Below are 22,232 nucleotides of genomic sequence, written 5' to 3' on the forward strand. Positions count from 1 at the left end.
GCCTCACTTCCAGGTCCAGTTGAGGAGGTAGTTCGTGCCTGCGGTGGCCCCGGCGAAGGAGGCCGCCGCGAGTGCCGTGTCACTGTCCTGGGCGACGGACCACGTCATGGAGACCCCGGCCGGGATGGACACACTCGTGCCGTCCGACATGGTCACGTTGACGCTGCCGCTCAGGACGGTCACGGTGACGCTCTGGAGAGCCGGGAACGCGGCGGCGATGTCCTGGGCCGCGGTGCTGGTGACGTTGCGGACGCCCGTGCTCAGCGGCCCCGGCAGGACGTCAGCGGCGGTGCACTCGACAGGCGCAGTCGGCGCGTACGGCTTCGTCAGGTCGCCGTCGAGGTACGTGCCCAGGAGGGCCGGAGCCTCCCCGTGGCACGGGTCGACGGCCCACAGCTCGGTGTACGTGACGTCACCGAGGCCGTCGCCGTCCGTGTCGTCACACCCACACCGCTCGATGACCTGCTTCGCGCAGCCGTCGGGTACGCACACGCCGACGGTCCCGGCGACGGCGTACGGCTGGCCGCTGAGGGTGGTGTCGACCCTGCCGGTGGCCTGGCCGTTGCAGTCGTACGACACGGTCCGCAGGAACGGTGTGGACGTGCCGTCGGCCGCGACGTCACACAGGACGACCAGCTCACTGTCCGCGCACGTCCCCGGCTGGCAGACGCCGACGGTACCGACCGTCGTGTACGCCGCCCCAGCGAGGGTGTAGTCCGAGTGCCCGGTGATCGTGCCGTTCTCATCGCGCCGGTAGTCGCGGATGAACGTGGTCACGGTGCCGTCCGCCGCGGTGTCGCACAGCTCGACGAGGTCTTGCTCGGGCTGGTCGACGCCGTCCGGGCACACGCTGATCGTGCCCTGCGGGGTGTACGTCTGGCCGGTGGTGGCGTCGACCAGGCGGACGGAGGCGATCGTGCCGTCCGCCGCGTAGCTGTACTCGATGAGGACCAGGCCGAGGACGTTGCCGGCCGTGTCGAGGTCGCAGAAGGTTCCGGACACCTGGATGGAGCGGGAGTCACCGCACGCCACGGTCCCAGCCGGTGGGGCTCCGGCGGAGAACGCGCCCGTCGTGAGGTTGATCCAGCCCTCGGAGGTGACGGTGCCCGCGCAGTCACGGACGACGGTGACGGCGATCGGCGTCCCGTCCGCGAGGCACAGCCCGACCGTGGCCGTCGGAGTGGTCGGGGAGGCACAGTCGTTGACGGGCAGGCACACGCCGACGGTGCCGGTCGGGGTGTAGGCGGTGACGCCGTCGAGGCGGGTGTCCCCGGTGGTGGTCGTCGTGCCGTCGCTGGTGAACGTCCGCAGAAACGGGACGCTGCTGCCGTCCGCGCGGACATCGCACAGGAGTTGCGTCGAGCGGTCCGCCGCGGCGGGGCACGGGACGATCGTGGGCGCGGTGAGCGTCGCGCCGGTCTCCGCGTCGAGGTAGGTGACAGCCGGGTCGCCGCAGGCCGCACACTTCAGGACGGCCGCGGTGCGCGAGCCTGCGGCGCCGGCGTCGTAGCAGACGGTTCCCAGGACGACCGGGGTGTCCGCGGTGGCGTCCGGGCAGTCCGCCGGGGCGGTCGGCGTGTACGGCTGCGCGAAGTCCCCGTCACGGTAGGTGCCGAGGAGCTGCGGGGCGCCGCCGTCGCAGGGGTCGAGCGCCCACACCTCGACATAGGTGACGTCGCCGGTGCCGTCGCCGTTCGTGTCATCGCAGCGGGTACGGGTGCTGATCTGCCGGGCGCACTGGTCGCTCTGGGGGCCGCAGACACCGAGCGTGCCGGTCGGCGTGTAGGTGGCGCCGGTCGTCGGGTCAACGATCCGCGTCCCGACCCGGGCGCCGGTGTTGGTGTCGTAAACCGGCTCGACAAGGGCGAGGCCGGCCACGGTGCCGTCTGCGAGGACGTCACACAGCAGCACCGTTTCCACGTCTACCCGCGCGGCGGCGGGAGTGCTGCTCATGATGATGGGGGTGCCGCAGCCGCAGCCGCTCATAGGTCTACTCCCTCAGTCCAGTTGACGACGACAGCACCCGTCGTCGCGGTGATCGTCAGTGGCCCGATGAGCCGTACGTCCATGTCGCGGGTGATGGACCACTCCGCGGTCTCCCCGTCGAAGAGGGTGCTTGTGCCGTCGGCGGTGGTGATCTGGCCCTCGCCGCCGCGGGCGGTGGCCTGCACGGCGCGCAGCGTGCCGTACTGGGCCGCCTGCCACGTCTGGCCGTTGCCGAGCTGCACGCGGTGCGCCTGCACGCCCACGGGCCGCTCAACAACCGGATCCGGGGCGTCGCAGTCCACCGGTGCCACCGGCGTGTAGGACGCGGACAGGTCGCAGGTGTACGTGCCGAGCGACGTGGGCGTGCCCGTGCAGTCGACGCCGAGGAGCTCGACGTACCAGGTATCGGCGATGCCGTCGCCGTCCGTGTCGTCGCACTTCTCCGCCTGCACGATGTTCTGCGCCGGACACGTCGGTTCGGGGCAGCACTCCCCGCCGCCTGCTTGGCACTGGCCGGGCGCGCCGGTGACCGTGTACGGCTGCCCGTCAAGGGTGGTGTCCGTGACCGCGATGACCTCGCCGGTCTCGCAGTCCGTGACGACGTTGCGCAGGAACTGCGTGTCACACCCGGTCTGGTCGTAGACCACGGTCGCGTGGAACTGGGAGAGCTGCCAGGAGGTGTGACGCACTCCCGTGCAGACGCCTCCGCTGTCGTCGTAGGCGTCGAACGCCACCACGACGGCGATGTTCCCGGCGGCGAGGTCGGCGGCCGGCACGTCGGCCTCAACCGTGAGCGTCCCCGTCCACCCGGCGGGGGTGTTCCTCGGCGCGGTGTCCAGGGCGATCCGGTCCGCTTCGCTGGTGCCGTTGTACAGGCCGAGGAAGCCGGTAGCGGCGCACCCGTCGTCCGGGCCGAGCTGGGCGACATCGACCTGTACGGACACGTGGGCGGTCCCGGTGTCGCAGACCGGGCGCGGCGCCTGGATGTTCGCGGCGGCGGTGCGTACGGTGCCGGTCGTGCCGGGCTGCGGTGCGGAGGCGGCCGGGAGGTTGAGGGTGCCGCCGTCCCACAGGGTTTGGGCTCCCGCCGTGGCCACGCCCGTTGCGTACGGGTAGTACGAGCCGGGTTCGGTGTCGGTGACGGTGGGCGTCGGGGTCCCGTCGGTCGGCAGGTCACACAGCAGGAGCGTGCTCGTGTTGCGGCACGGCTCCGTGGGCTCACCCTCGCAGACGGTGATGGTGCCGGTCGGCTGGTAGTTGGCTCCCGCGAGCGTGTAGTCCGTGTGGCCGACGATCTGGCCGTTCTCATCGCGCCGGTAGTCGCGGATGAACCGGGTCACGGTGCCGTCGGCCGCCATGTCACACAGGACGACGAGGTCTTGCTCCGGCTGGTCGACACCGGCCGGGCAGGTCGTGATCGTGCCTTGCGCGGTGTAGGTCTGGCCGGTGGTGGCGTCCACGAGGCGGACGCTTGCCACGCTGCCGTCTGCCGCGTAGGTGTACTCAATCAGGACCAGGCCGACGACGTTCCCGTTCGCGTCGACGTCGCAGAACGTGCCGGTCGTCGAGATGCTGCGGGACTCGCCGCACGCCATGACCCCGGCCGGGGGCTGCCCGGTCGAGTAGGCGCCGGTCGTGAGGTTAAGCCACCCTTCCTCGCGGGTGACGCCCTGGCAGTCGCGGGTGACGACGACGGCGATCGGCGTTCCGTCGGCGAGGCACAGCCCGACCGTGGCGGCCGGCTCGCGTGGCTGGTCGCAGTCCGAGGTCTGGGCGCAGTCCCGGATGATGCCGGTCACGACGTGCGGTGTCTCGCCGTCGAGCGCAACGTCGACGAAGGCTGCGGTCCCGTCGGAGATGAACGTGTAGCGGCGCAGGAACGGGCCGCCGTCGTCGCACAGCATCTGTGTGTGGCACTGCATCGCGCCGTGCTCGCAGTCGACGGGCGAGACGGGCGTGTACGGCGTCGACGGGTCGTCCTGGTAGGTGAGGACGAGGTCGGTCGTGCCGTCGGCGCGGACGCACCAGAGCTCGGAGTACGTCTGATCCGGGGCGCCGTCGCCGTTGGTGTCGTCGCAGCGCTGCACACAGATCGTGTCGACGCAGTCCCGCGTGCACGCTCCGACCGTGCCGGTCACGATGTGCGGGGTCTGCCCGTCCAGGGCGACATCCTCGAACGACGCCTGCCCGTCGCTCGTGAACGTGTACCGGCGCAGGAACGGCCCGCCGTCGTCGCACAGCATCTGTGTGTGGCACTCGATGCTGCCGTACTCGCAGTCGACCGGCGAGACAGGCGTGTACGGCGTCGACGGGTCGCCCTGATAGGTGAGGACGATCGCCGTCGTGCCGTCCTGCTTGATGCACCACAGCTCGCTGTACGCGGTGTCGGCGACGCCATCCCCGGTGGTGTCGTCGCAGCGCTGGACACAGATGGTGTCGACGCAGCCGGCGTCGCACGGGCCGGCGTCGGCGGGTGCCGGGCCCGGAGTGAAGACGCCGGTGGTCGGGGCGATCCAGCCGACGACTTGCGGGTCTTCGGCGGTCGCGCCGCACTCGACGCAGCCGGCCCGTACGACGAGGAGGAGCATCGTGCCGTCGTCGCGGCACAGGGCCGTCGAGGCGATCGACGGGGCGCAGCACGTCGTGACCTCAACCGGGGTGCCGTCGCCGCCGGGGGCGCACGGAATCGGCTCAACAGCCATCGCTTATGCCTCCGGGTGTGCCTGGCGGCGATGGGTCTCCAGGCCGCGCTGCGTCTTGAAGGGGCGGGCACAGGCGTCGCAGGCGGGCGTCGCGCCCTCCCCCTCCGAGGGCGCGATGCCGGCCGCCTGGTCGCGGTTGGCGGCCGCGGTGTCCACGGCGACGAGGACGGCCATCATCGCGGCCTCGACGGTCGCCGGGCTGGTGGCGGCCAACTGCCGCTCCGGCTCCGGCATCTGGATCGCGTCCGGCGGGTACGTCGAGTCCGATACGGGCGGCAGCGGCTCGCCAGGGATGGCCGCGAGCCAATCCAGCTCCTCGGCGGGCACTTCGTCGTCGAGGGCCGACACATACGGGTGGCCGTCGACGATCGAGCCGATGAGGAGCCTTTCCGGCACGTTGGTGAACAGTGCCGGGGGAACCTCGAACTCGGTCGTCGAGCAGGTGCGGACCTTCGGGGTTTGGGCGACCGCCCAGCGGGCGAAGTCGACGCGGAGTTCCCGCACCGGCTGAACTCTGATCATGTTCACGGGCACAGCACCACCCGGATCGCTGCGGCCTCGCAGCACGCGACCTCGACGACGAACGACCTTTCGGCCAACACGAACCTGTCGTTGGTCGTGATGCGGAAACTCTCAGCGTCGGTGTCCGGGACGATCACCGGGGCTTCACGCCGGACGCGGATGGGGCCCGTGATGTAGAGCCACGCCTCACCGGCCGGGGCCTGGGTGCAGTCGGGCGGGCCGACATTCAGGGCGTAGCCGCTGCCCATGATCACGCAGTTACCCATGAGGGTGCGGGGCACGCCGTCTTCCATGTGGACGACGTTGCAGCAGCCGAGGAGGGCGGCAGCACCGGCCGGGACGTGCAGGATGCCTTGCCCGCCATACGTCTCGGCGAGCCACCCTTCGAGTGCGGCGACGCCCTGGGCGATGGACACGGCGCCCGCGCTGGGGGTGAGGTCGGCGGCCATCGGGCAGAGGACGTCCCGCGCGAACCACTCCTCCAAGGCGCGCTGTTCGCCCATGCGGAGGGTCTCGCGGGCGTGCTGGACCGCTTCCTCGTACGGCCAGCCGATCGTGCCGCAGGTGGCCCCGGCGTAGATCGTGATGGGCGAGGCGGAGCACACGCCGGGCCGTTCGAACGTCTTCTTGGTGGGTCCGGGCGTGGTGCTGTCCTCGGGGCACCAGTCCCAGTCGTGGGCGGCGGCGCACGAGAGCGGCATCCACTCGGTGCCGAGGAGCTCGTGCACGTCGGCGACGTCGATGATGTCGACGCAGCCGCCGAGGATGCCGTGCGGCAGCGGGGTGCCCGGGATGGCATCAACGCGCTTACGGAGTCCGGCTGCTGGCATCTGCCTCACCTCCTCTCATCCAGGCAGCCCCGGCCGGGCAGAGGGCCGGGGCTGCACGTCGGGTGAAGGGGGTCAGCTGCTGCCTGCGGCGCAGACGAGCTCCAGCTGCGCGCCGGTCGCACCGTCCGGGCAGACCGGGACGGTGACGAGGCGGGTGTCCACCGACCGGTCGACGAGGGCCGAGCATTCTTCCGCGAACAATGCCGTGTAGTCGTTGACCTGGAATTTCGTCGAGTCGTGGACGACTCCGAGGTTGACTTCCTCGCCGCGACCGATCTGGAGGCTGCCGCTGGGGTACATCAGGAACCGCACCACGGCCGGCCAGTCCACGGCTGCGGTCGCGCCGCCGATCTCCGCCGGGACAGCCGGGGACAGACCGCGAGCGAACTGCACCCGCACCCCGAGCGTGCTGAACACGTCCTGGATGCAGTTCGGGCTCAGGTCACAGATGTTGACGCCGTTCTGCCGCGACAGATCGCCGAGGAAGAGGTTCCGCGACCACCACGGGAACACGACCTCCAGAGCCGTGGTCTCGCAGAGGCTGTGCCGCTCAATGACGTCGGCGGCCTGGAGCGCGACAGCGTTGTAGATCGCGGACAGGGCGCCGAACGTCGGCGCGAGGGTGACCGGGGTCGCCGTGTTCAGGGCCTGCTGGAACAGGACCTGCTTCACGCGGATCTCGTGGGCGACCATGGCGTTACGCAGGTACCAGGCGACCAGTTCGGGGAAGTGCCTCTGGGTGAGAATGCCGGCTTCCAGACACACACCGACAGCGTCGCAGCGGACCTCGACCGGGTCGGGGCACGGCACCCGGTAGCACGGCTTGGTCGCACCCGAGATGTCGTCGGCCTCGGTGTGTACCCACGTCATCGCGCCGACATCCAGGCTCAGCGGCTTGTAGTAGCGCAGGCCACCACGACTGAGCTGGATTTCCGGGGCGTCCCACAGCATGTCCGGGCAGGCCACGCCGGTGATGTCGTACAGCGTCTCCGACGGGGCGCACCAGCCGCCAGAGGCGACGAGTTCGCCCTGCGGGAGCCGACCCTGGTTCTGCGCGGCGATCGCCACGGTCGTGCCCTCCGGCGCGGAGCTGGAGTCGGTGACGATCAGGTCCTGCGGGTACGGGTGCCGGTAGGAAATCACCTGGCCCATGCCGCCACCGGCCGTCTTGAGGGCGTTGGCGCGGCTGATGATGCCGCTCACAACCTGCCCGAAGTCCAGCGGCGCGCCCGGGGTGTAGCCGGGAACGTCGACGGCGGCGGTGATGTGCGTGCCGGGGGCGGGCGGCTCGGGCAGCACGCGCGGCTGCACGGCCCGCACCGAGGCGAGGTTGAGGACGGGCCGCTTCACCACAGCCGCAGCGGCGGCCATGGCGGACTCCAGCTCGACGACCGGCTCCTGCGTCTCCGGGACGGCCGGTTCGGCAGGCCCGTTCGCCGCCGCGGCGGCGGCCTGCGGGTCGTCGCCGCGAACCTGCGCGGCGAGCTGCTCGATCTCCGCCGCAGCTTCCTTCGCGGCAGACAGACGGTCCTGCTGCTCCGCCCGCATGGCTTCCACACCGGCGGCCAGGGCGCGCAGGTCGGCGATGTCGGTGTTGGTGACGAGGCTGGACTTGGCCTTGGCGTCGAACGCCTTGACTGCACCGTCGAGAGCCGCGACAAGCTGCTCGTCGTCCAGGGTCGTGAGGTCTTCGGGGAGCTCGAACGGCTCAGTCATGCCAGATGTCTCCTGTGTGAGCACCTGACACGGCCCTGAACCAGCTGTCCTCCAGGCATATTAGCTGCACGAATGTACGGGCAGCTGTCAATGCCCGGCCGCCCATACGGACGAACTCGGCGCCAGGGGTGAGGTCGACTGGACCTCGGCGATCATTGATGCGGCCTCTGTCCGGGCGAAAAGGGAGGCACCCTGACCGGGCCGAATCCGGTTGATCGAGGCAAGAAGGGCAGCAAACTGCACGTCCTGTCCGATGCCCAGGGCATCCCGCTGGCCGTTGTGGTGTCCGGGGCGAATCTGCACGACAGCCAGGCGTTCAAGCCGCTGCTCCTGGCGATACCTGCCGCCCGCTCCAGACGCGGACCGCGCCGGCGGCGACCGGTCAAGGTACGCGCTGACAAGGCGTACTTCTCCGCCGACCACGTCGCCTGGCTCCGCAGCAGGAGCTTGATCCCGCGGATCGCCCGCCCGGGAATCGAGTCCGGCGAACGGCTCGGGCGGCACCGCTGAAAGATCGAACGGTCGATCGCCTGGCTGTTCGGCTACCGCCGACTCACCCTGCGATACGAGCGACAGGGCTCCCACTTCCTTGCCTTCCTCGGCCTCGCAGCTGCCTTGACCTGCTACAAGAAGCTCGCAAAACCACGTGAGACAGCCTCTCAGCTTGTTCTTTATCTACCGAGTGGCAGCCGTTTCTGTCGTAGGCGGCTGGCAGGATCATCCACGTGACAGACATAGATGGTCTTGTTCAGCGCGTGACTGCGAAGGCATGCATCGCTGAGGAGGTGTTGCCCTCAAAGGTGATACCAGGAGAGCTGGAGATAGCCGAGAGTTCTTTGGGCTTCACTCTTCCGCCGTTGCTTGCTCGCCTCTACCAGGAGGTTGCCAACGGGTGCTTCGGCCCCGGGTACCGGCTCTTTCCACTGGTCGGGCAGGGCGGCACCGCAGTAGTCACCTACCAGGCCGAGCGGGCGAAAGCCGCAGCCGCAGACAGTTCCCACTGGCCGGAAGGTGTGCTGCCCATCCTGGACTGGGGATGCGGTATGTACGCCGCCGTGGACTGCCTCAGCGAACACGGCACCGTCCTGCTCTTCGAGCCGAACGCGGTCGAAGACAACTGGGAGGACGCCTGGTTCGTTGATGCAGACTCGCTGGCGGCCTGGCTGGAGACGTGGCTGGCCGATCGGGGGTGGTATCAGGAGGACGCATACGACGAAGAGGAGCTTCCGGAGCCATCGCCTTGGGCCTCGGCCCCGGCTCGTCTGGCTGGGAAAGGCTGAACCCGCCTGCCGCCGTCCGGCCTCGAACAGCGTCCCGAACTGGGTCGCTCACCTGGGGGTTCGCAGGACGTGGAGGCGGCCTTCGCCTGATCGTGTGTTCCGACCAAGGAAGGCACGTGACCGAGACGAAGGCGTGAGTGTGCTGGCTGAAAGCGTCCGGCTGGAGGCGTTCGCCGAAGCGTCACGCTTCCGGGGCGAGTTCTACGAGTGTCTGACCGCCCGGCGGGATGAGTTGTTCGAGTTGGTGGACGCGATGCTGTGTGCGGATGGCCCGGTGAAATCACCGGTGGATCTGACGCTGGTGCCCGAGCACCGGCGTGGGCACGGCGCGCTGTACGGAGCTCTCAACCGGGGCCGGATCGACGTCGACAGGTTGCGGGCCCTGCTGGCCGACATGCCTGTGCCGCGCTTCGAACGCGGGCGCCTGGTGCTCGCGGTCGACGTGTCACCGTGGCTGCGGTCGGACGCGCCGTGCTCGAAGGACCGGTTGTTCTGCCATGTCTACGGGCGGGCGAAGTCCGCCTCCCAGTTCATCCCGGGCTGGCCATACTCGTTCGTCGCCGCCCTGGAGCCCGGGGCCACCTCGTGGACCGGGATCCTGGACGTGGTCCGGCTCGGGCCCGAGGACGATGCGACCGCGGTCACCGCCGTCCAACTCCGCGCCGTGGTGGAGCGGCTCATCGCAGCCAGCCAGTGGACGCCTGGGGACCCGGACATCACGATCGTCATGGACGCCGGCTACGACGTCACCCGCCTGGCCTGGGTCCTGCGGAATCTCCCCGTCGAGCTGGTCGGGCGGATCCGCTCAGACCGGGTAATGCGCAGTCCGGCGCCCTCGCGCGAGGAGTTCCATCGCGCGCCCATCCACGCGGCGGCCACCCGCCCAAGCACGGGCCGGAGTTCCGCTTCGCCAAACCGGAGACCTGGCCCGAGGCGGCGATCACCACGGCAACCGACACCGTGAACTACGGCAAGGCCGAAACCCAGGCGTGGGACCGGGTCCATCCGCGGCTGACCCACCGCTCGGCCTGGCTGGAGCACGACGGTGAACTCCCCATCGTCGAGGGCACCTTGGTCCGCCTCAAGGTCGAGCACCTCTCCAAAGACCGGGAAGCCCCGCCGGTCTGGCTATGGTCCTCGAAGACCGGAGCCGCACCGGCGGACGTGGACCGCTGGTGGCAGGGGTTCCTGAGGCGCTTCGACCTGGAGCACACCTTCAGGTTCAAAAAGCAGACGCTCGGCTGGACCACCCCGAAACTACGTACACCCGAGGCCGCGGACCGCTGGACCTGGCTCCTGGTCGTCGCGCACACCCAGCTCAGACTCGCTCGACCGCTGGCCGCCGACCTCCGTCGGCCCTGGGAAAAGCCGGCCAAGCCCGAACGCCTCACCCCGACCCGGGTCCGCCGCGGGTTCAGGAACATCCGAGCACACCTCCTCTGCCCCGCCCGTGTTCCCCAACCTCGTGGCACCGGTCCCGGCCGGCCACCCGGCACCAAGAACCGCCACCCCGCACCCCGATACGACGTGGGCAAGACCGTCAAACGCCCCAAGACCCTCAAGGCCATCGGCAGACCTGGTAGATCGCGGTAGATAAAGAACAAGCTGAGACAGCCTCTCAGCCTGACCGAAGCGTCCGCATCTGAGGGTCAAAGCAGACCAAGCCAAATCGGTTGGCGACCTGCGCCACATGGGCAGATGCCATTTCTGCAGTACTCCATGCGAGCGTGATGTAAACATACGGCCCACTTGCACCCGCAGAAAGAGGCGTCGAAGCCCAAGGTGTTTCATCTCCGGCATTTCTATCGGGCCAGCGCTCAGTAAGTGCGCTCAAGAAGTCAGTGATGGCACTTACCGGCGATGCCAGTTCTTCATTCTCAAGATATTCATCGTATAGGCGAGAATGAATCTTGGCCGCTTCGCGACTACTTGCAGGCAAATCGCCTTGCCAAATTGCTAGATCGTAGCTCATGTCTCGCTCACTTCGTTTCGCTGGCCGTGAAGATTCCCGTTTACCCGTGGCCCTTTTCGGCCCACTTCTACCATGCCTTCGCCCCACCGAGGCCACGGTGACGTGGTCCACGCTGCCACCGACCCCTGCGGCATGGACGACCACTGGCTGTCTGCTTCCAGCCGCCGCTCGGCACCTCGACGGCCAAGGTCCACGGTGCCGCTCCTGCAACACGAGTACGTGCCCGGACGGCAGGGCAGGGCAAATCACCAAAACTCTGGCTCTTGCCATTGCACACACGTTGGACGCTGCCCCCCGGAGGACAAGAACTCTTTAACAGCCTGTCGCACAAGAGCAATTGGAATTTCCGAACACTTCGGAAATTCAGTTGCTTTTCCCATGATGGAGTAAGAGATCTCTCCTCTCCCTTTCGAGGAATCGAGCGAGACAAAATTTCCGTCGTCCATGAAGCTGAGAACTCCGACCTGAAGGTCTCCGTCAGCCCCAACCATCAACTCATGGTCAGCAACCCCTGCCGACATAAGCGGACGTTCCAAGCTGTGCAGCGCGGCCAAGTTCTCAGATGGTCGACTCAACAGGAGCGCGTCGATCAAAGCGTCCACATCGCTTTCGCTTTGCAGCAAAACCGGGTTATCTCCATGCTCGCGCCGATAGTACGCTTGCACCCGACCAACCGTCACTTCGTCGAGCTGCGCCAGGACCAGCCCGGTTGTGTGCTCCACCGCGGCGAGCAGGTGGATCCTCCGCCCCTGGGCCTTCGCCGCACCGCGCAGGGACTTGCCGTCCACGGACAGTCCGCGCAGCCCGGTGCTCTCGGGCCGGCGGTCGGCAAGCCATCCGCCCACCGCCCGGTCCAGGGCATCACCATCGATGCGGGCGAGCAGCCTGCGGACCGTCGCCTCCGAGGGCACCAGCCTCCGGGGCGGTACCGGATCGGGGCGCAGGCCGAGTCGCTCCAACACGTGGGGCGGCGCGTCCGCGATCCACTCGCCGACTGCCAGCAGCGAGGTCGCGCCGGTCAGCACCGCGCACGCGGTCAGCGTGAGCACGACGGCCAGGGCATGGCGCACGCCGCGCGGATCCGGCACCCGAGCCAGCCACTCCAGCAGGCCCGGCACCTCCCCGGGCCCGACGTCGGAGTGCTCGCGGAGCCGGTCAAGGGCAGGCGGAATCAGGGATGCGTCGGCAGGCACGGTCTTCCAGGCATGTCACGGGGCATAGAGCACTCCATGATCACGGGGACCTTCCTCGCATCGTCCCCGGTCACAGCAACGCTGCAGCCTCGCCTGCCACCCAGGTCTGCCAGACACGACGGGTGTTCGGCCACTCAGGGCGGTCAAGGAGCCAGAGCACATACCCGGCATGGCACCGGGCCCAAGGACTGTCCGAATCAGCTGCCCGATCGAGCCTGCCCCGTAGATCAGCGCTGTCGACAGCCCGGGCAACCCGCACGTATTCGCGATCCTTGCAGCGATACGCCCGATGGACGACGATCTCGACCAGCTCCGTGAGCTTCGCCTTGGTCGCCTCCTCGTGGCGAGCGCGGGCCACCTTCCGGATCAGGCTCTGCTTCGTACCCCACGCCTTCGCATGCTGCGTCCACTCCAGCGGGTACCTCGCCTCCCACTCCAGAAGGAGCAGTACATAGGGCAGCCCCGGCCACGCCGCCAGATCCCCGTCCACAGGACCACCCCACACCCCATCAGGCAGCGAACGCCTCTGGGCTTGCTGGTGCCTCCGGCGCGCCTGCAGGAAGGCCGGCTCCCGGTACTGCTCGTCCGCTCCCAGGGGCCGCGTCAGCAGCCACATCTCGTTGGACCGGGCGAGCGCATCAGCGACCTTCCTCTGGGCCTCCCTGAGATGGACGAGCGCTGCACCTCTCGCAGCGGGATCCTCCGCTATGAGCCCGAACGCCCAACCCAGTCGCTCAGCCCATGCACAAGCGTCGTCCTCGTCTGTACCTGCCTCTTCAGCCACGCACAGAATCATCTCCTAGCGCAGTCGGCTCGCTCCACCCGACGGTGCGAGGGAGACGCAAGGGCTCCGGGGCGCAATGGACATGAGCAGGAACCGCCCGCCCTCCCTCTCGTCATCTCAAGTGATCACGAAACGGACGCCCGCCGACTACGCCGCAGCCCTGGGGCGAGCTGCCCGGCACTACGGAATCGAATCCCTCTCCTGGAAGGTTATTCGAGCCGCGCTCCGTGGGTGTCGCTGCGTACCCATTTAACGCATGTTGGCCGATCCCCTGTTCCGACTCTGCAAAACTCCTCGACAGCTTCTCGAACCAGAGAAACCGGGATAGCGCTCCGGGGATCATGGAACCGCGGAAAGCTGGGGTCCCGGACAACGCGAGGGTCAAACTCAGGCGGGTTCGGATTATCCGACACCCAGGTGTGATCTGAGATTCCGTCTTGAACTCTGCCCGCACGCTCAGCACTGACATACCAGATCAGCCCGCCATACCCGTTCGACGGATTCGCCGCCACATGGAGGTAATTATCCGGCCACCAGTCGAACGTATCGTTAGTGTGACGCGCATTAGCCCAACTGAAGACGGCGTCATCACCAGCACTAATCCAGTCCAGGTCGGTTCTCTCGCCGCGAAGATTCCCCATAACGTGGGCGATAAGCGCCGACACCTCCGCCTTGCTTTCGGCGTAAAGATAGTCCCCGCGAAATACGATATTAAGGATCAACCCGAGCAACTCCCTTGAAAACGCGCGGTTCACTCATCCCAGGATAGTGCACCGTCAGGGTTGACCCTCGCGGAAGGATGGCGCGGACTGCCAACTGGCAACCGTGCGGACCACCGCATATGTAGTCTTGATTGATGTAGACATGCGCGTCGGTGACGCCACCATCACGCATCCAGGCTGCATACTGCGTCTCTACGTGCTCCTCTGACCAAAACTTGTCGCCTGCATTCATCAAGGGGCGAATGTTCGGAGAACTTTCGAGGATTTCATGGACTCTCTCTTGCAAGGCTCCAGAACCGCTTGTGATGTCACTGCGAAGCACCGTGCCGTCAGAGCCGAAGATCCTTCCTGTGGTGCGCCTCTTACTGGCCAGATCAGAGGCGGCTTGAGACAATCCGGATCCCAGCCCCCGGCCTTCACCCCAACCCAACGGCCCTTCGGCACCAGCGAAGACTCCACATGAAACGTCAGGGTCGCACGGAGAAAGAAGTTGATTGATAGCCTCGCGCCAGTCCCCGCTGAACAGCGCACCGAGGAAGGTTTTCTTTTTCGGAGCGCCCCAGCCTTTCGCCAGGGGCACGCCTTCCGGTACCCGGTTCGACGCATATACAGGTTCGGTAGATTGGTCGGTGTAGTAGGTATATCCGTTCGTTCCGTTGATCGACTTTCCGGTAATTTCATCGACGCTGTCGTACTTCTTCGGATAACGCTTCTTGTGCTTCGTGACCGCTTCCTCGACGGATTTGACGCCACCGCAGCCAACTTCGGGCATGCACACCGCGAGTCCGGAGGGGTCGCTGTTGGTGATGGGGTTGCCGGCGGCGTAGGCGTAGCCGGCGAGTTGTTGGTCGTCGGTGGCTTCGAAGAGGGGGTCGAGGCTGGCGAAGCGGCCGAGGGTGGGGTCGTATTGGCGGGCGCCGAGTTGGGTGAGGCCGGTGTTGGCGTTGTCGGGGGCGTTGAGGAAGCCTCGGTTGTCGAGCCAACTGACCGGGTGCCGCGGGTGGCGCCGTAGGGGGTGAACTGGCGCCTGCACATGCTCTACTTCATTCGGTGCCGCAGCACCAGCGCCAAGACCGCCGCATCCCATGAGTGCCATCAGCGGCCGACACAGTCCATCATTGTTGTCGGTCTGTGCGACGCGTCAGGCGGTGTTGCCGCCGTCGGTGAAAGCCTGGCAGGACTATATCGCGGCGACATCGGTGGCGTGGGCTGTCAGAACCGGCAGGCCCGAGCGGGCCCGGTTGGCCGTGGCGGCGGAGATGCGGTACGAAGTCACGGTGACGTGGTCCACGCTGCCACTGACCCCGGCGGCATGGACGACGACTGGCTGTCTGCTTCCAGCCGCCGCTCGGCAACTCGACGGCCAAGGCCCACGTCGTCTCTCCTGCAACACGAGTACGTGCCCGGACGGCGGGGGCAGGGCAACTCACCAAAACTCTGGCTCTTGCCATTGCACACACGTTGGACGCTGTCCCCCGGAGGACAAGAACTCCTTAACAGCCTGCCGCACAAGAGAAATTGGAATTTCCGAATAATTCGGAAATTCAGTTGCGTTTCCCATGATGGAGTAAGAGATCTCCCCTCTCCCTTCCGAGGAATCGAGCGAGACAAAATTTCCGTCGTCCATGAAGCTGAGGACTCCGACCTGAAGGTCTCCGTCCGCCCCAACCATCAACTCATGGTCAGGAACCCCTGCCGGCATGAGCGGACGTTCCAAGCTGTGCAGCGCGGCCAAGTTCTCAGATGGTCGACTCAAAAGGAGAGCGTCGATCAAAGCGTCCACATCGCTTTCGCTTTGCAGCAAAACCGGGTTATCTCCATGCTCGCGCCGATAGTACGCTTGCACCCGACCATCCGTCACTTCGCACCCCCATAGGTCTGCTGCTCAAAACCACCCGTTCCATCCGGCCAGTGTACAGTGAGCTGCCTTTTACCGAGAATGGTGTCCAGCACACGCGCGCATCCCAACGGCTGCGTGCATGGTCCCGCAGGGTTATTGATGACGATCTCCGCTTTGTCGATGTTATCCCTCTGCATAAGTGCGGCCATTTTCTGCTCGACATCGCTTGCGCGACTCGATCTTGAAGCCCCCTTCAGGAACCCGCCTTCCCGAAGGCTGTCGTTAACTATGTCTATCAACTCGGCATCAACTTTCTTATTCCCGCTAATGAGGCGGTAAACATGCCCGGATGAAGTGGCCCCAACCCCGACAGTCGGACCATTCTCGGCGAATTTTGGAAGAACTTGAGATGCGAATGCCCTAAACCCTGCAGCCCCTTCTCCGATTCCTAGCGCACGCGCCCAACCTGGACCTGGAACCCACGGGACGATATTTTCCTGCACTTGCTTGTACTCGCACAACCCGTCAGCATTGCAGAGCAGTTGAGGGTCAGGCTCACCAAAAACTTGGTTGAAAGCGAATGCGAGCGCGCGCAGAGCACCATCGACGTTATCGCCCTTGTAGGGGCCGGGCGATGGTGCCGCCCCAGGGCTGGGGCTGGGCAGAGGGCCCGTGGCTGACGTATCACGGCTGCCGCCACTGGCGTAGGTTCCGGGCTTCTTTTTCTTGTTGCTGGGGGTACTGCCCGAGCCGGCGTAGTCATGTATCGCCGCGTCGATGCTGGCCTTGTTGCCCGGTGCGGCGTTGAGGCAGGAGGGGCAGTTGCGGGTCGGGCAGTCGGCGTCCGCGCACAGTCCGCTGGGGTCGCTGTTGGTGATGGGGTTGCCGGCGGCGTAGGCGTAGCCGGCGAGTTGTTGGTCGTCGGTGGCTTCGAAGAGGGGGTCGAGGCTGGCGAAGCGGCCGAGGGTGGGGTCGTACTGGCGGGCGCCGAGTTGGCTGAGGCCGGTGTTGGCGTTCTCAGGGGCGTTGAGGAAGCCTCGGTTGTCGAGCCAACTGACCGTGGTGCCGCGGGTGGCGCCGTAGGGGGTGAACTGACGCCAGGTGGGGGTCTGGGCGGTGGAGTCCAGGTACAGGCCGCTGGTGCCGTGGGGGTCACTGATCTGGAACTTGTAGTTGGTGCCTGTGCCGGTGCGCACCACGGTGCCGCCGCCCGGCAGGGGCAGATAGCGCACGCCCGTGGTGGTGGTGCCGGTCAGGGTGAGCTGTTCGCCGGGCAGGTAGAGGGTGGTGCTGGTGGGGTCGGTCTGGAGCAGGACGTTGCCGTCGGCGTCGTAGATGTAGCCGGTGGTGCCGGTCTTGCCGCCGCTGATCTGGGTGAGTTGTCCGGCGTCGTTCCAGGTCAGGGTCTGGTTGCCGGACGCGATGGTGTTGCGGGTGGTGGTGTTGCCGGCCTTGTCGTAGGTGTAGCTGGTGGTCGCGGTGCTGGCGCCACTGGCCTGGGTGGAGGCCAGGGCGTGGGGCTGGAGGGTGCTGTTGCCGCTGTAGTCGTAGGTGTAGCTAGTGGTGGTGTCGCTGCCGCCGGTGGTGGAGTGCTCGACCTGGTGCTGGCGTTGGCCGAGGGCGTCGAAGTCCCAGCTGGTCCAGTAGGCGGTGCCGCCTGCGAGCAGGTCGCCGACCTGGGCGTGGGAACTCGCAGTGGGGACGGCTCCGCAGTCGTCGGTGGCGGTCCATGCCTGGGTGAGCCGGTCGAGTTCGTCGTACTGATAGCACTGCGTCTCGGGGGCCGCGGTGGCGCCCAAGCGGGTGGTGACCTGCTTGGTGGTGTTGCCTGCGAGGTCGTGGGTGTAGTTCTGGTCGTCGATCTTCGTCGGTGTGGTGGAGCGCGTCACCAACTGATCGGTGAGTGCTCCGGTGTGCGGGTCGAAGGTGTTGGTGAGGTAGGCCAGGTTCGTGCTCATGCCCAGGGTTTCCTGGAGCACCTGGCCGAAGGCGTTGTAGGTGGTGTCCTGGGCGTAGCTGTAGGAGGGGGTGGACAGACCGGCGGGCACGTCCAGGGCAGTGGAGTAGGTGTGAGTGGTGATCTCGTTGGGCAGGCCGCCGCCGAGGGGGTAGTTGTCCGTGAAAAGGAGGCCCGTGTTGGCGCTGTAGGTATGGCGGAAGGTGTAGGTCTTGCCCAGCGTGCCGTGGACGGCCGGGATGGTGATGGACTGGCCGAGCGATTCACCGAAGGCGTTGAAGCCGAGTTGCTGAGTGGTGTACGTGTTCCCGGCGTTGTACGAGGTAGCGGTGGTGGTCTGGCCGATCGGGTTGGTGACGCCCGAGACCGCGTTGTCGTTGTCGAAGGTCCAGGCGGCCATCTGGTTGCCGCTGGCACCCGGGGCTTGCGCAGCAAGCGTGGAGGCGTACTTGCCAGTCTGGCGGTTGAGTACGTCATAGGTGGCGGAGACGCTCTTGCCGCGGGAGTCGGTGGTCTGGGTGAGGTTGCCGACCGCGTCGTAGACCATGCTGGTGGTGCCGGCGTCCGGGTCGGACTTGGACGTCGCGCGGCCGAGCAGGTCGTAGACGGTGGTCCAGGTGCTGCCCTTGGACGTGACCGTGTTCTGCTTGCCGTGCCCGTCGTAGCCGTAGGTGATCGCGTTGAACGTGCCGCCGTTGATGGAGAACAGGCCGGTGAAGGTGTTGAGCGGGATGGTCAGCGTCGGGCGGGCGCTGTAGGAATCGACCTCGCTTGTACGGCCCAGGGGGTCGGTTCGGGTGGTCTTGACCGTGCCGCCGGTCGGCGGGATGACGGTGGTGGCGTCCCCGCTGTAGACGGTGATGGTCTCCTGCTTGAGCACCGAGTACTGCTCGGAGTCGTCTATGACCACGCGGCCCAGGCCGTCGAGGGTGTAGAGGTCCTGGTTGGGGATCTTGGAGTCCTGCACCGAGGCTGGCACCAGGCTGGGGAGACTGTCGGGGTCCCAGTAGGGGTTGTTCTTCTTCGACACCCAGCCGTGCGAGTCATAGAACGACTCGGTGATCAACCGGCCGCCCTGAGGCGTGAGTGTCTGGCTCTGCCTCGGCCGGCCCAGCGAGTCGATGAGGGAGTAGGAGGGGACGTAGCCCTGGGCGTTGTTCAACGTCTGGGTGGTAGTGCCGGACTGGCTGGTCTGGGAGACCGTGTAGGCGTAGCTGGCGTCGGCGGCGGCGGTGGTGGGCCGGCTGTGCTGCCACACCTCGGTGGTGCGCCCCAGCGCGTCGTAGTGGACGGTGTCGACCAGCCCGTTGGCGTCGGTCGTGGTCAGGGTGAGCCCGCGGGTCGGGTCCATGATGGTGCTGGCGGTCTGGTTCTTGGCGTTGGTGACGGTCGTGCCGGTGGTCAAACCGATGCTGTCCACGGTGTAACCCATGGTGGTCTTGTTGCCGTTGGCGTCGTAACCGTCCTTGGGACGCCCGTAGCCGTCGTATGTGGCGCGGGTCTGGGTCTGCCAGGCGAACGCGCCGCCGCTGTAACCCGAGGCCTGCCGGGTCATGGTGACCTCGCCCTTGGTGGGCGCGGCGGCCTGCGGGAAGGCGGTGGCGAAAGTCGTGTCGTCGTAGAACGTCCGGGTCGCGGAGACCACCTGGTCCGGGCGAGAGACGCTGGTGGGCGCGGTGAGGGTGTTGAAGGTTTTCGGCACGGTGGCCGGGGTGTTCTGGCTGAACCCGGCGCAGGCGACCGAGTCGGTCTCCTGTGAAGCCGCCAGGCCGACCAGGTTGGCGGTCGTGTTGGCCTTGGCGTAGGTGATGGCGGTGCACTGGTCGTACGCGGCAGCGGTCGGCACCGTGTGGGTGTAGCTGTAGGTCAGCAGCCCGAAGTTGTCGTCCGCGGGGGTGGCATCGTAGGTGTTGTCGGTCTGCGTGACGCGCCACGTGGTGTTGCCGTCGTCGGTGAGGGCCTGGCGGGACCAGGTCTCGGCGACATTGGTGGTGCGGGCGGTCAGGGCCGGCAGGCCGGTGCGGGCGCGGGTTGCTGTGGGGGCGGAGATCCAGTACGAGGTCACGGTGGAGTGGTCCACGCTGCCGCCGACCCCGGTGTAGGCGGTGGTCTCCAGTGCATTGCCCGCCAGCTGGTCGCTGTCGGCGTGCACGCCGCCCTGGGAGTCGGTCACGTTCACCGAGCGGCGGCTGGACGAGGACAGCCAGTCGTCGTCCATGCCTCGGTAGTAGGAAGTGACCGTCTTGGTTTGGGGGCCCGTGGAGGGATCGCCGGTGCGGGCTTCCACGCTGGCGTAGCCACGGAACTGGCCCCAGGTGCGGTACTTGGCCTTGACGACCTCGTTGTCGTCGTGGTGCCAGGCGGCACCGCCGGTGTAGAGGTAGTTCGTCCGTTTGTCCACCGCGCCGCCGGTGCTGTCGATCTCGACGACCTGGGTGACGGCGTACTTCTGGAACCAGTCGGTGACCGGGTTCAGGTAGTCCTTGGGTGTCCAGGACACCGGGTAGCAGGACTTGGTGTTGGTCTTGGGGTCCGCCGAGGACACGTAGCTTGTGGTGCAGGCGTCCGGCGTGTCATAGCTGATGGAGGTCAGCCCGCCGAGTTCGTTGGTGATGCCGGAGATGCGGTAGCGGTACAGGCCCGGGAAGTTGGATGTGTCGACCCGGTTCTTCAGGTCCACGCCTGTGAACTTCACATCCGGCAGCGTGATCGGGGAGGCGGAACCGCCGGCGGTGGTGTCGTCTCCTTCGCGGGTGATGGACGAAAGCCACAGGGTGGGAGAGGTGCCGTCCCCGGTGGCCGGCTCGCTCTGGTGCAGGGTGTAGGTGTCGATGGCCTGGTATTTGGCGGCCGCCACGCTGTACTGCTGCACCTTGATCGAGGACAGACGGACGGTGGAGAAGAACGACGGCGACTGCGCGTTGCAGGTCGCCCCCGAGGCGCACATCAGGTCGTAGGGCACGTCCGGGTACTGGCTGGCGGCGGTGCTCGCCGACAGCGGGTCGCACGAGGCCAGGGTGCAGCGCGAGGCTGTGGTGTAGACGACCTGGTCGGGGACGGTGCCGTACGCGCCGCCGTCGCGGAAGCCATAGTCGATCCGGGTCGGGTGCGAATCGCGGACGTAGGAGACGTTGCGGGCGCCGTTTTCCTCGCCGTAGTAGTTGGTGTCCTGCGCGTAGTAGTGCGCCATGGCGTTGGCGTGCGTGTCCACGACGTAGTCCAGGTGCCACTTGTACGCCATGGTGCACACCGAGGCGCTGAATCCGGACGAGTCGTAGCAGGGGTCGCCGGAGTGCGCGGAGTACACCGGGACGCTGTCCACTGACTTGGTCGTGGCCTTGCCGGAGGCCCAGCCGGGCAGCTGATTGCGGCCGAACTGGTACTGGGTGCCGTCCCGTGTGGTGACGATCCAGTAGTCGGTGTTGTAGGTGCCCGACCCGTTGTTCGAGTTGGTGACGTGTTTGACGGTCGCGCCGTTGTCGTCGGCCGGCTTCCACGTCCCGTCGCTGTCGTTCTTCACCAGCGAGGTGGACGAGCCGTCAAGCGACAGGGTCAGGATCGGACCGTCGTAGCACTTGTCCCCGCTGGATACCGGGGAGGCGCTGCCTTCCGGATCGTCAGAACAGGACGTGAAGCTCTGCTCGATGTAGGAATCGGGTGTGGCCCAGCCGTCGCCCGCCCAGGAAGCCTGTGCCTGGGTGGAGGAGGTCTGCCCGTCCACCGAGCCCGAGTCGTAAGACAGGCCCACCGATGGCTTCAGCGACCCCGACGAGGCGGCCGGTGCGATGGGGTAGCTGTAGGTGAAGGAGCCGGACGAGCTGCCGCCCGTCCACGAACCGGACGGCGCCAAGGCGGTCGCATCGTAGCTGCCGGCCGCTCCGCCCTCCGTGGTGCTGGATGTGGTCGCGGCCAGCACCATCGTCTCGGTACTGCTGGTGGTCGCGGCCGCTGTCGAGGTGGAGTACGAGGCCGGCACGGCAGTGGCGTGGCTGGAGGCTGATGTCCAGGACGGGGATGTCTGCGGCTGGGAGCCCTGCAAGGTCAGGGTGGTCGCCAGCTCGTGGGTCTCGGGGCTCCGCTCGGTGGCGAGCGGGGTTTGGGTACGGCAGGCGGCTCGCTGCGGGGTGGTCAGCGCGCAGGCGGGGAGCCTGACCAGGTGCAGACGGTCGGCGTAGTTGCCGCCGTAAGCTTGCGCGAACGCGCTGTAGTCCAAGCCAAGTTGGACGCTACCCCGGCCGCCGGCCGCAGGCTGGGCGGTGAGGAGGACACCGGTCACACCGAGCTCGGCGGCGTCCTGGCGGGGCAGCACGCGCACCGAGACACTCTCCGGCCCCTGGTAGGGGCCCTTGCCCGGGGCCACTGCGCGAGCCCACACCGGTGTGCCGGCGACCGATGACTTGGCTCCTTGCTTCACGCCGCTCTGAGGCGCGGCCAGCGTGGCGGTGCCGGTCGCGGCAGCCGGCCAGTGGGCCTTCGCCGGACGGTAGGCCCGCTTGGTCTGGTCCTTGACTGTCAGTTTGCGCGGGGTGAGTGTCGTGACGCCCTTCACCGAGGCGGTCTGCTGAACCGCTGGAGCCCCGGCGCGGTCCTTGGTCTCCGCAGCCGCGGGAACCACGGTGGGTGCGGCCAGGGCAAGCGCCACCATGACGCCGACGAACCGGCGCCGAGCGCCGACGCGACGCACGTTCTGTCTCAGCCAAGCTGTCCTGGCCATGATCAATCCCCCCA

The 22,232-nt window shown here is 67.2% G+C and carries 14 protein-coding genes and 1 pseudogene; 2 read left to right on the forward strand and 13 right to left on the reverse strand.

Annotated elements, in window-relative coordinates; genetic code table 11:
- Window positions 1-3 precede the first annotated feature (3 nt).
- From ACZ5SK_RS45890 to ACZ5SK_RS45915, 6 genes are all read right to left on the reverse strand, one after another.
- Window positions 4-1,953 carry a hypothetical protein gene (locus ACZ5SK_RS45890; RefSeq protein WP_361703561.1) on the reverse strand — a complete coding sequence of 650 codons (1,950 nt, stop codon included), beginning with the start codon at window positions 1,951-1,953 and terminating at the stop codon, window positions 4-6.
- Window positions 1,954-1,982: 29 nt separating this feature from the next.
- The gene (locus tag ACZ5SK_RS45895) at window positions 1,983-4,688 is read right to left on the reverse strand and encodes a hypothetical protein (RefSeq protein ID WP_334580205.1); all 2,706 of its coding nucleotides are present in this window, start codon (window positions 4,686-4,688) and stop codon (window positions 1,983-1,985) included.
- Window positions 4,689-4,691: 3 nt separating this feature from the next.
- On the reverse strand, window positions 4,692-5,210 hold the full coding sequence (locus ACZ5SK_RS45900; protein ID WP_334581361.1) for a hypothetical protein: 519 nt from the start codon (window positions 5,208-5,210) through the stop codon (window positions 4,692-4,694).
- A gap of 2 nt (window positions 5,211-5,212) precedes the next feature.
- The gene (locus tag ACZ5SK_RS45905; protein ID WP_334580204.1) at window positions 5,213-6,040 is read right to left on the reverse strand and encodes a cupin; all 828 of its coding nucleotides are present in this window, start codon (window positions 6,038-6,040) and stop codon (window positions 5,213-5,215) included.
- Window positions 6,041-6,112: 72 nt separating this feature from the next.
- Window positions 6,113-7,756 carry a major capsid protein gene (locus ACZ5SK_RS45910; RefSeq protein WP_334580203.1) on the reverse strand — a complete coding sequence of 548 codons (1,644 nt, stop codon included), beginning with the start codon at window positions 7,754-7,756 and terminating at the stop codon, window positions 6,113-6,115.
- A gap of 87 nt (window positions 7,757-7,843) precedes the next feature.
- Window positions 7,844-8,341 (reverse strand): hypothetical protein, encoded by a 498-nt coding sequence (locus ACZ5SK_RS45915; RefSeq protein WP_334580202.1) that lies wholly within the window; start codon window positions 8,339-8,341, stop codon window positions 7,844-7,846.
- 140 nt (window positions 8,342-8,481) lie between these two features.
- On the opposite strand from ACZ5SK_RS45915, the gene ACZ5SK_RS45920 reads away from it, so the two are divergent.
- Together ACZ5SK_RS45920 and ACZ5SK_RS45925 are read left to right on the forward strand one after the other, a co-directional pair.
- A complete protein-coding gene (locus ACZ5SK_RS45920; RefSeq protein ID WP_334580201.1) occupies window positions 8,482-9,036 on the forward strand; it encodes an SMI1/KNR4 family protein in 555 nt (184 codons plus the stop codon).
- A 133-nt stretch (window positions 9,037-9,169) separates the two neighbouring features.
- Window positions 9,170-10,629, forward strand: a pseudogene (locus tag ACZ5SK_RS45925) (NF041680 family putative transposase).
- A gap of 25 nt (window positions 10,630-10,654) precedes the next feature.
- On the opposite strand, the gene ACZ5SK_RS45930 reads toward ACZ5SK_RS45925, so the two are convergent.
- The 7 genes from ACZ5SK_RS45930 to ACZ5SK_RS45960 form a co-directional block, all read right to left on the reverse strand.
- Window positions 10,655-11,008 (reverse strand): hypothetical protein, encoded by a 354-nt coding sequence (locus tag ACZ5SK_RS45930; RefSeq protein ID WP_334580200.1) that lies wholly within the window; start codon window positions 11,006-11,008, stop codon window positions 10,655-10,657.
- A 245-nt stretch (window positions 11,009-11,253) separates the two neighbouring features.
- The gene (locus ACZ5SK_RS45935; RefSeq protein ID WP_334580199.1) at window positions 11,254-12,201 is read right to left on the reverse strand and encodes an Imm1 family immunity protein; all 948 of its coding nucleotides are present in this window, start codon (window positions 12,199-12,201) and stop codon (window positions 11,254-11,256) included.
- Window positions 12,202-12,271: 70 nt separating this feature from the next.
- Window positions 12,272-12,985, reverse strand: a complete 714-nt coding sequence (locus tag ACZ5SK_RS45940; protein ID WP_334580198.1) for a hypothetical protein — start codon at window positions 12,983-12,985, stop codon at window positions 12,272-12,274.
- Window positions 12,986-13,194: 209 nt separating this feature from the next.
- A complete protein-coding gene (locus ACZ5SK_RS45945; protein ID WP_334580197.1) occupies window positions 13,195-13,740 on the reverse strand; it encodes an Imm1 family immunity protein in 546 nt (181 codons plus the stop codon).
- Window positions 13,697-14,803, reverse strand: a complete 1,107-nt coding sequence (locus ACZ5SK_RS45950) for a DddA-like double-stranded DNA deaminase toxin (protein WP_334580196.1) — start codon at window positions 14,801-14,803, stop codon at window positions 13,697-13,699. The genes ACZ5SK_RS45945 and ACZ5SK_RS45950 overlap by 44 nt, the downstream gene beginning before the upstream one ends.
- 330 nt (window positions 14,804-15,133) lie before the next feature.
- Complete coding sequence (locus tag ACZ5SK_RS45955; protein ID WP_334580195.1) at window positions 15,134-15,553, reverse strand: Imm1 family immunity protein; 420 nt, start codon at window positions 15,551-15,553, stop codon at window positions 15,134-15,136.
- 11 nt (window positions 15,554-15,564) lie between these two features.
- Window positions 15,565-22,218, reverse strand: coding sequence for an RHS repeat-associated core domain-containing protein (locus tag ACZ5SK_RS45960; protein ID WP_361703570.1), 6,654 nt, complete (start codon window positions 22,216-22,218; stop codon window positions 15,565-15,567).
- Window positions 22,219-22,232: the final 14 nt, after the last annotated feature.

It is taken from the genome of Streptomyces sp. NPDC031474, from assembly GCF_055581185.1.

Excerpts from the sequence above, each read along its gene's own strand:
- ACZ5SK_RS45910 (WP_334580203.1), bottom strand. The coding sequence starts at position 7,756 with ATGACTGAGCCGTTCGAGCTCCCCGAAGACCTCACGACCCTGGACGAC.
- ACZ5SK_RS45905 (WP_334580204.1), bottom strand. The coding sequence starts at position 6,040 with ATGCCAGCAGCCGGACTCCGTAAGCGCGTTGATGCCATCCCGGGCACC.
- ACZ5SK_RS45895 (WP_334580205.1), bottom strand. The coding sequence starts at position 4,688 with ATGGCTGTTGAGCCGATTCCGTGCGCCCCCGGCGGCGACGGCACCCCG.
- ACZ5SK_RS45950 (WP_334580196.1), bottom strand. The coding sequence starts at position 14,803 with ATGGCACTCATGGGATGCGGCGGTCTTGGCGCTGGTGCTGCGGCACCG.
- ACZ5SK_RS45960 (WP_361703570.1), bottom strand. The coding sequence starts at position 22,218 with ATGGCCAGGACAGCTTGGCTGAGACAGAACGTGCGTCGCGTCGGCGCT.
- ACZ5SK_RS45900 (WP_334581361.1), bottom strand. The coding sequence starts at position 5,210 with ATGATCAGAGTTCAGCCGGTGCGGGAACTCCGCGTCGACTTCGCCCGC.
- ACZ5SK_RS45890 (WP_361703561.1), bottom strand. The coding sequence starts at position 1,953 with ATGAGCAGCACTCCCGCCGCCGCGCGGGTAGACGTGGAAACGGTGCTG.
- ACZ5SK_RS45930 (WP_334580200.1), bottom strand. The coding sequence starts at position 11,008 with ATGAGCTACGATCTAGCAATTTGGCAAGGCGATTTGCCTGCAAGTAGT.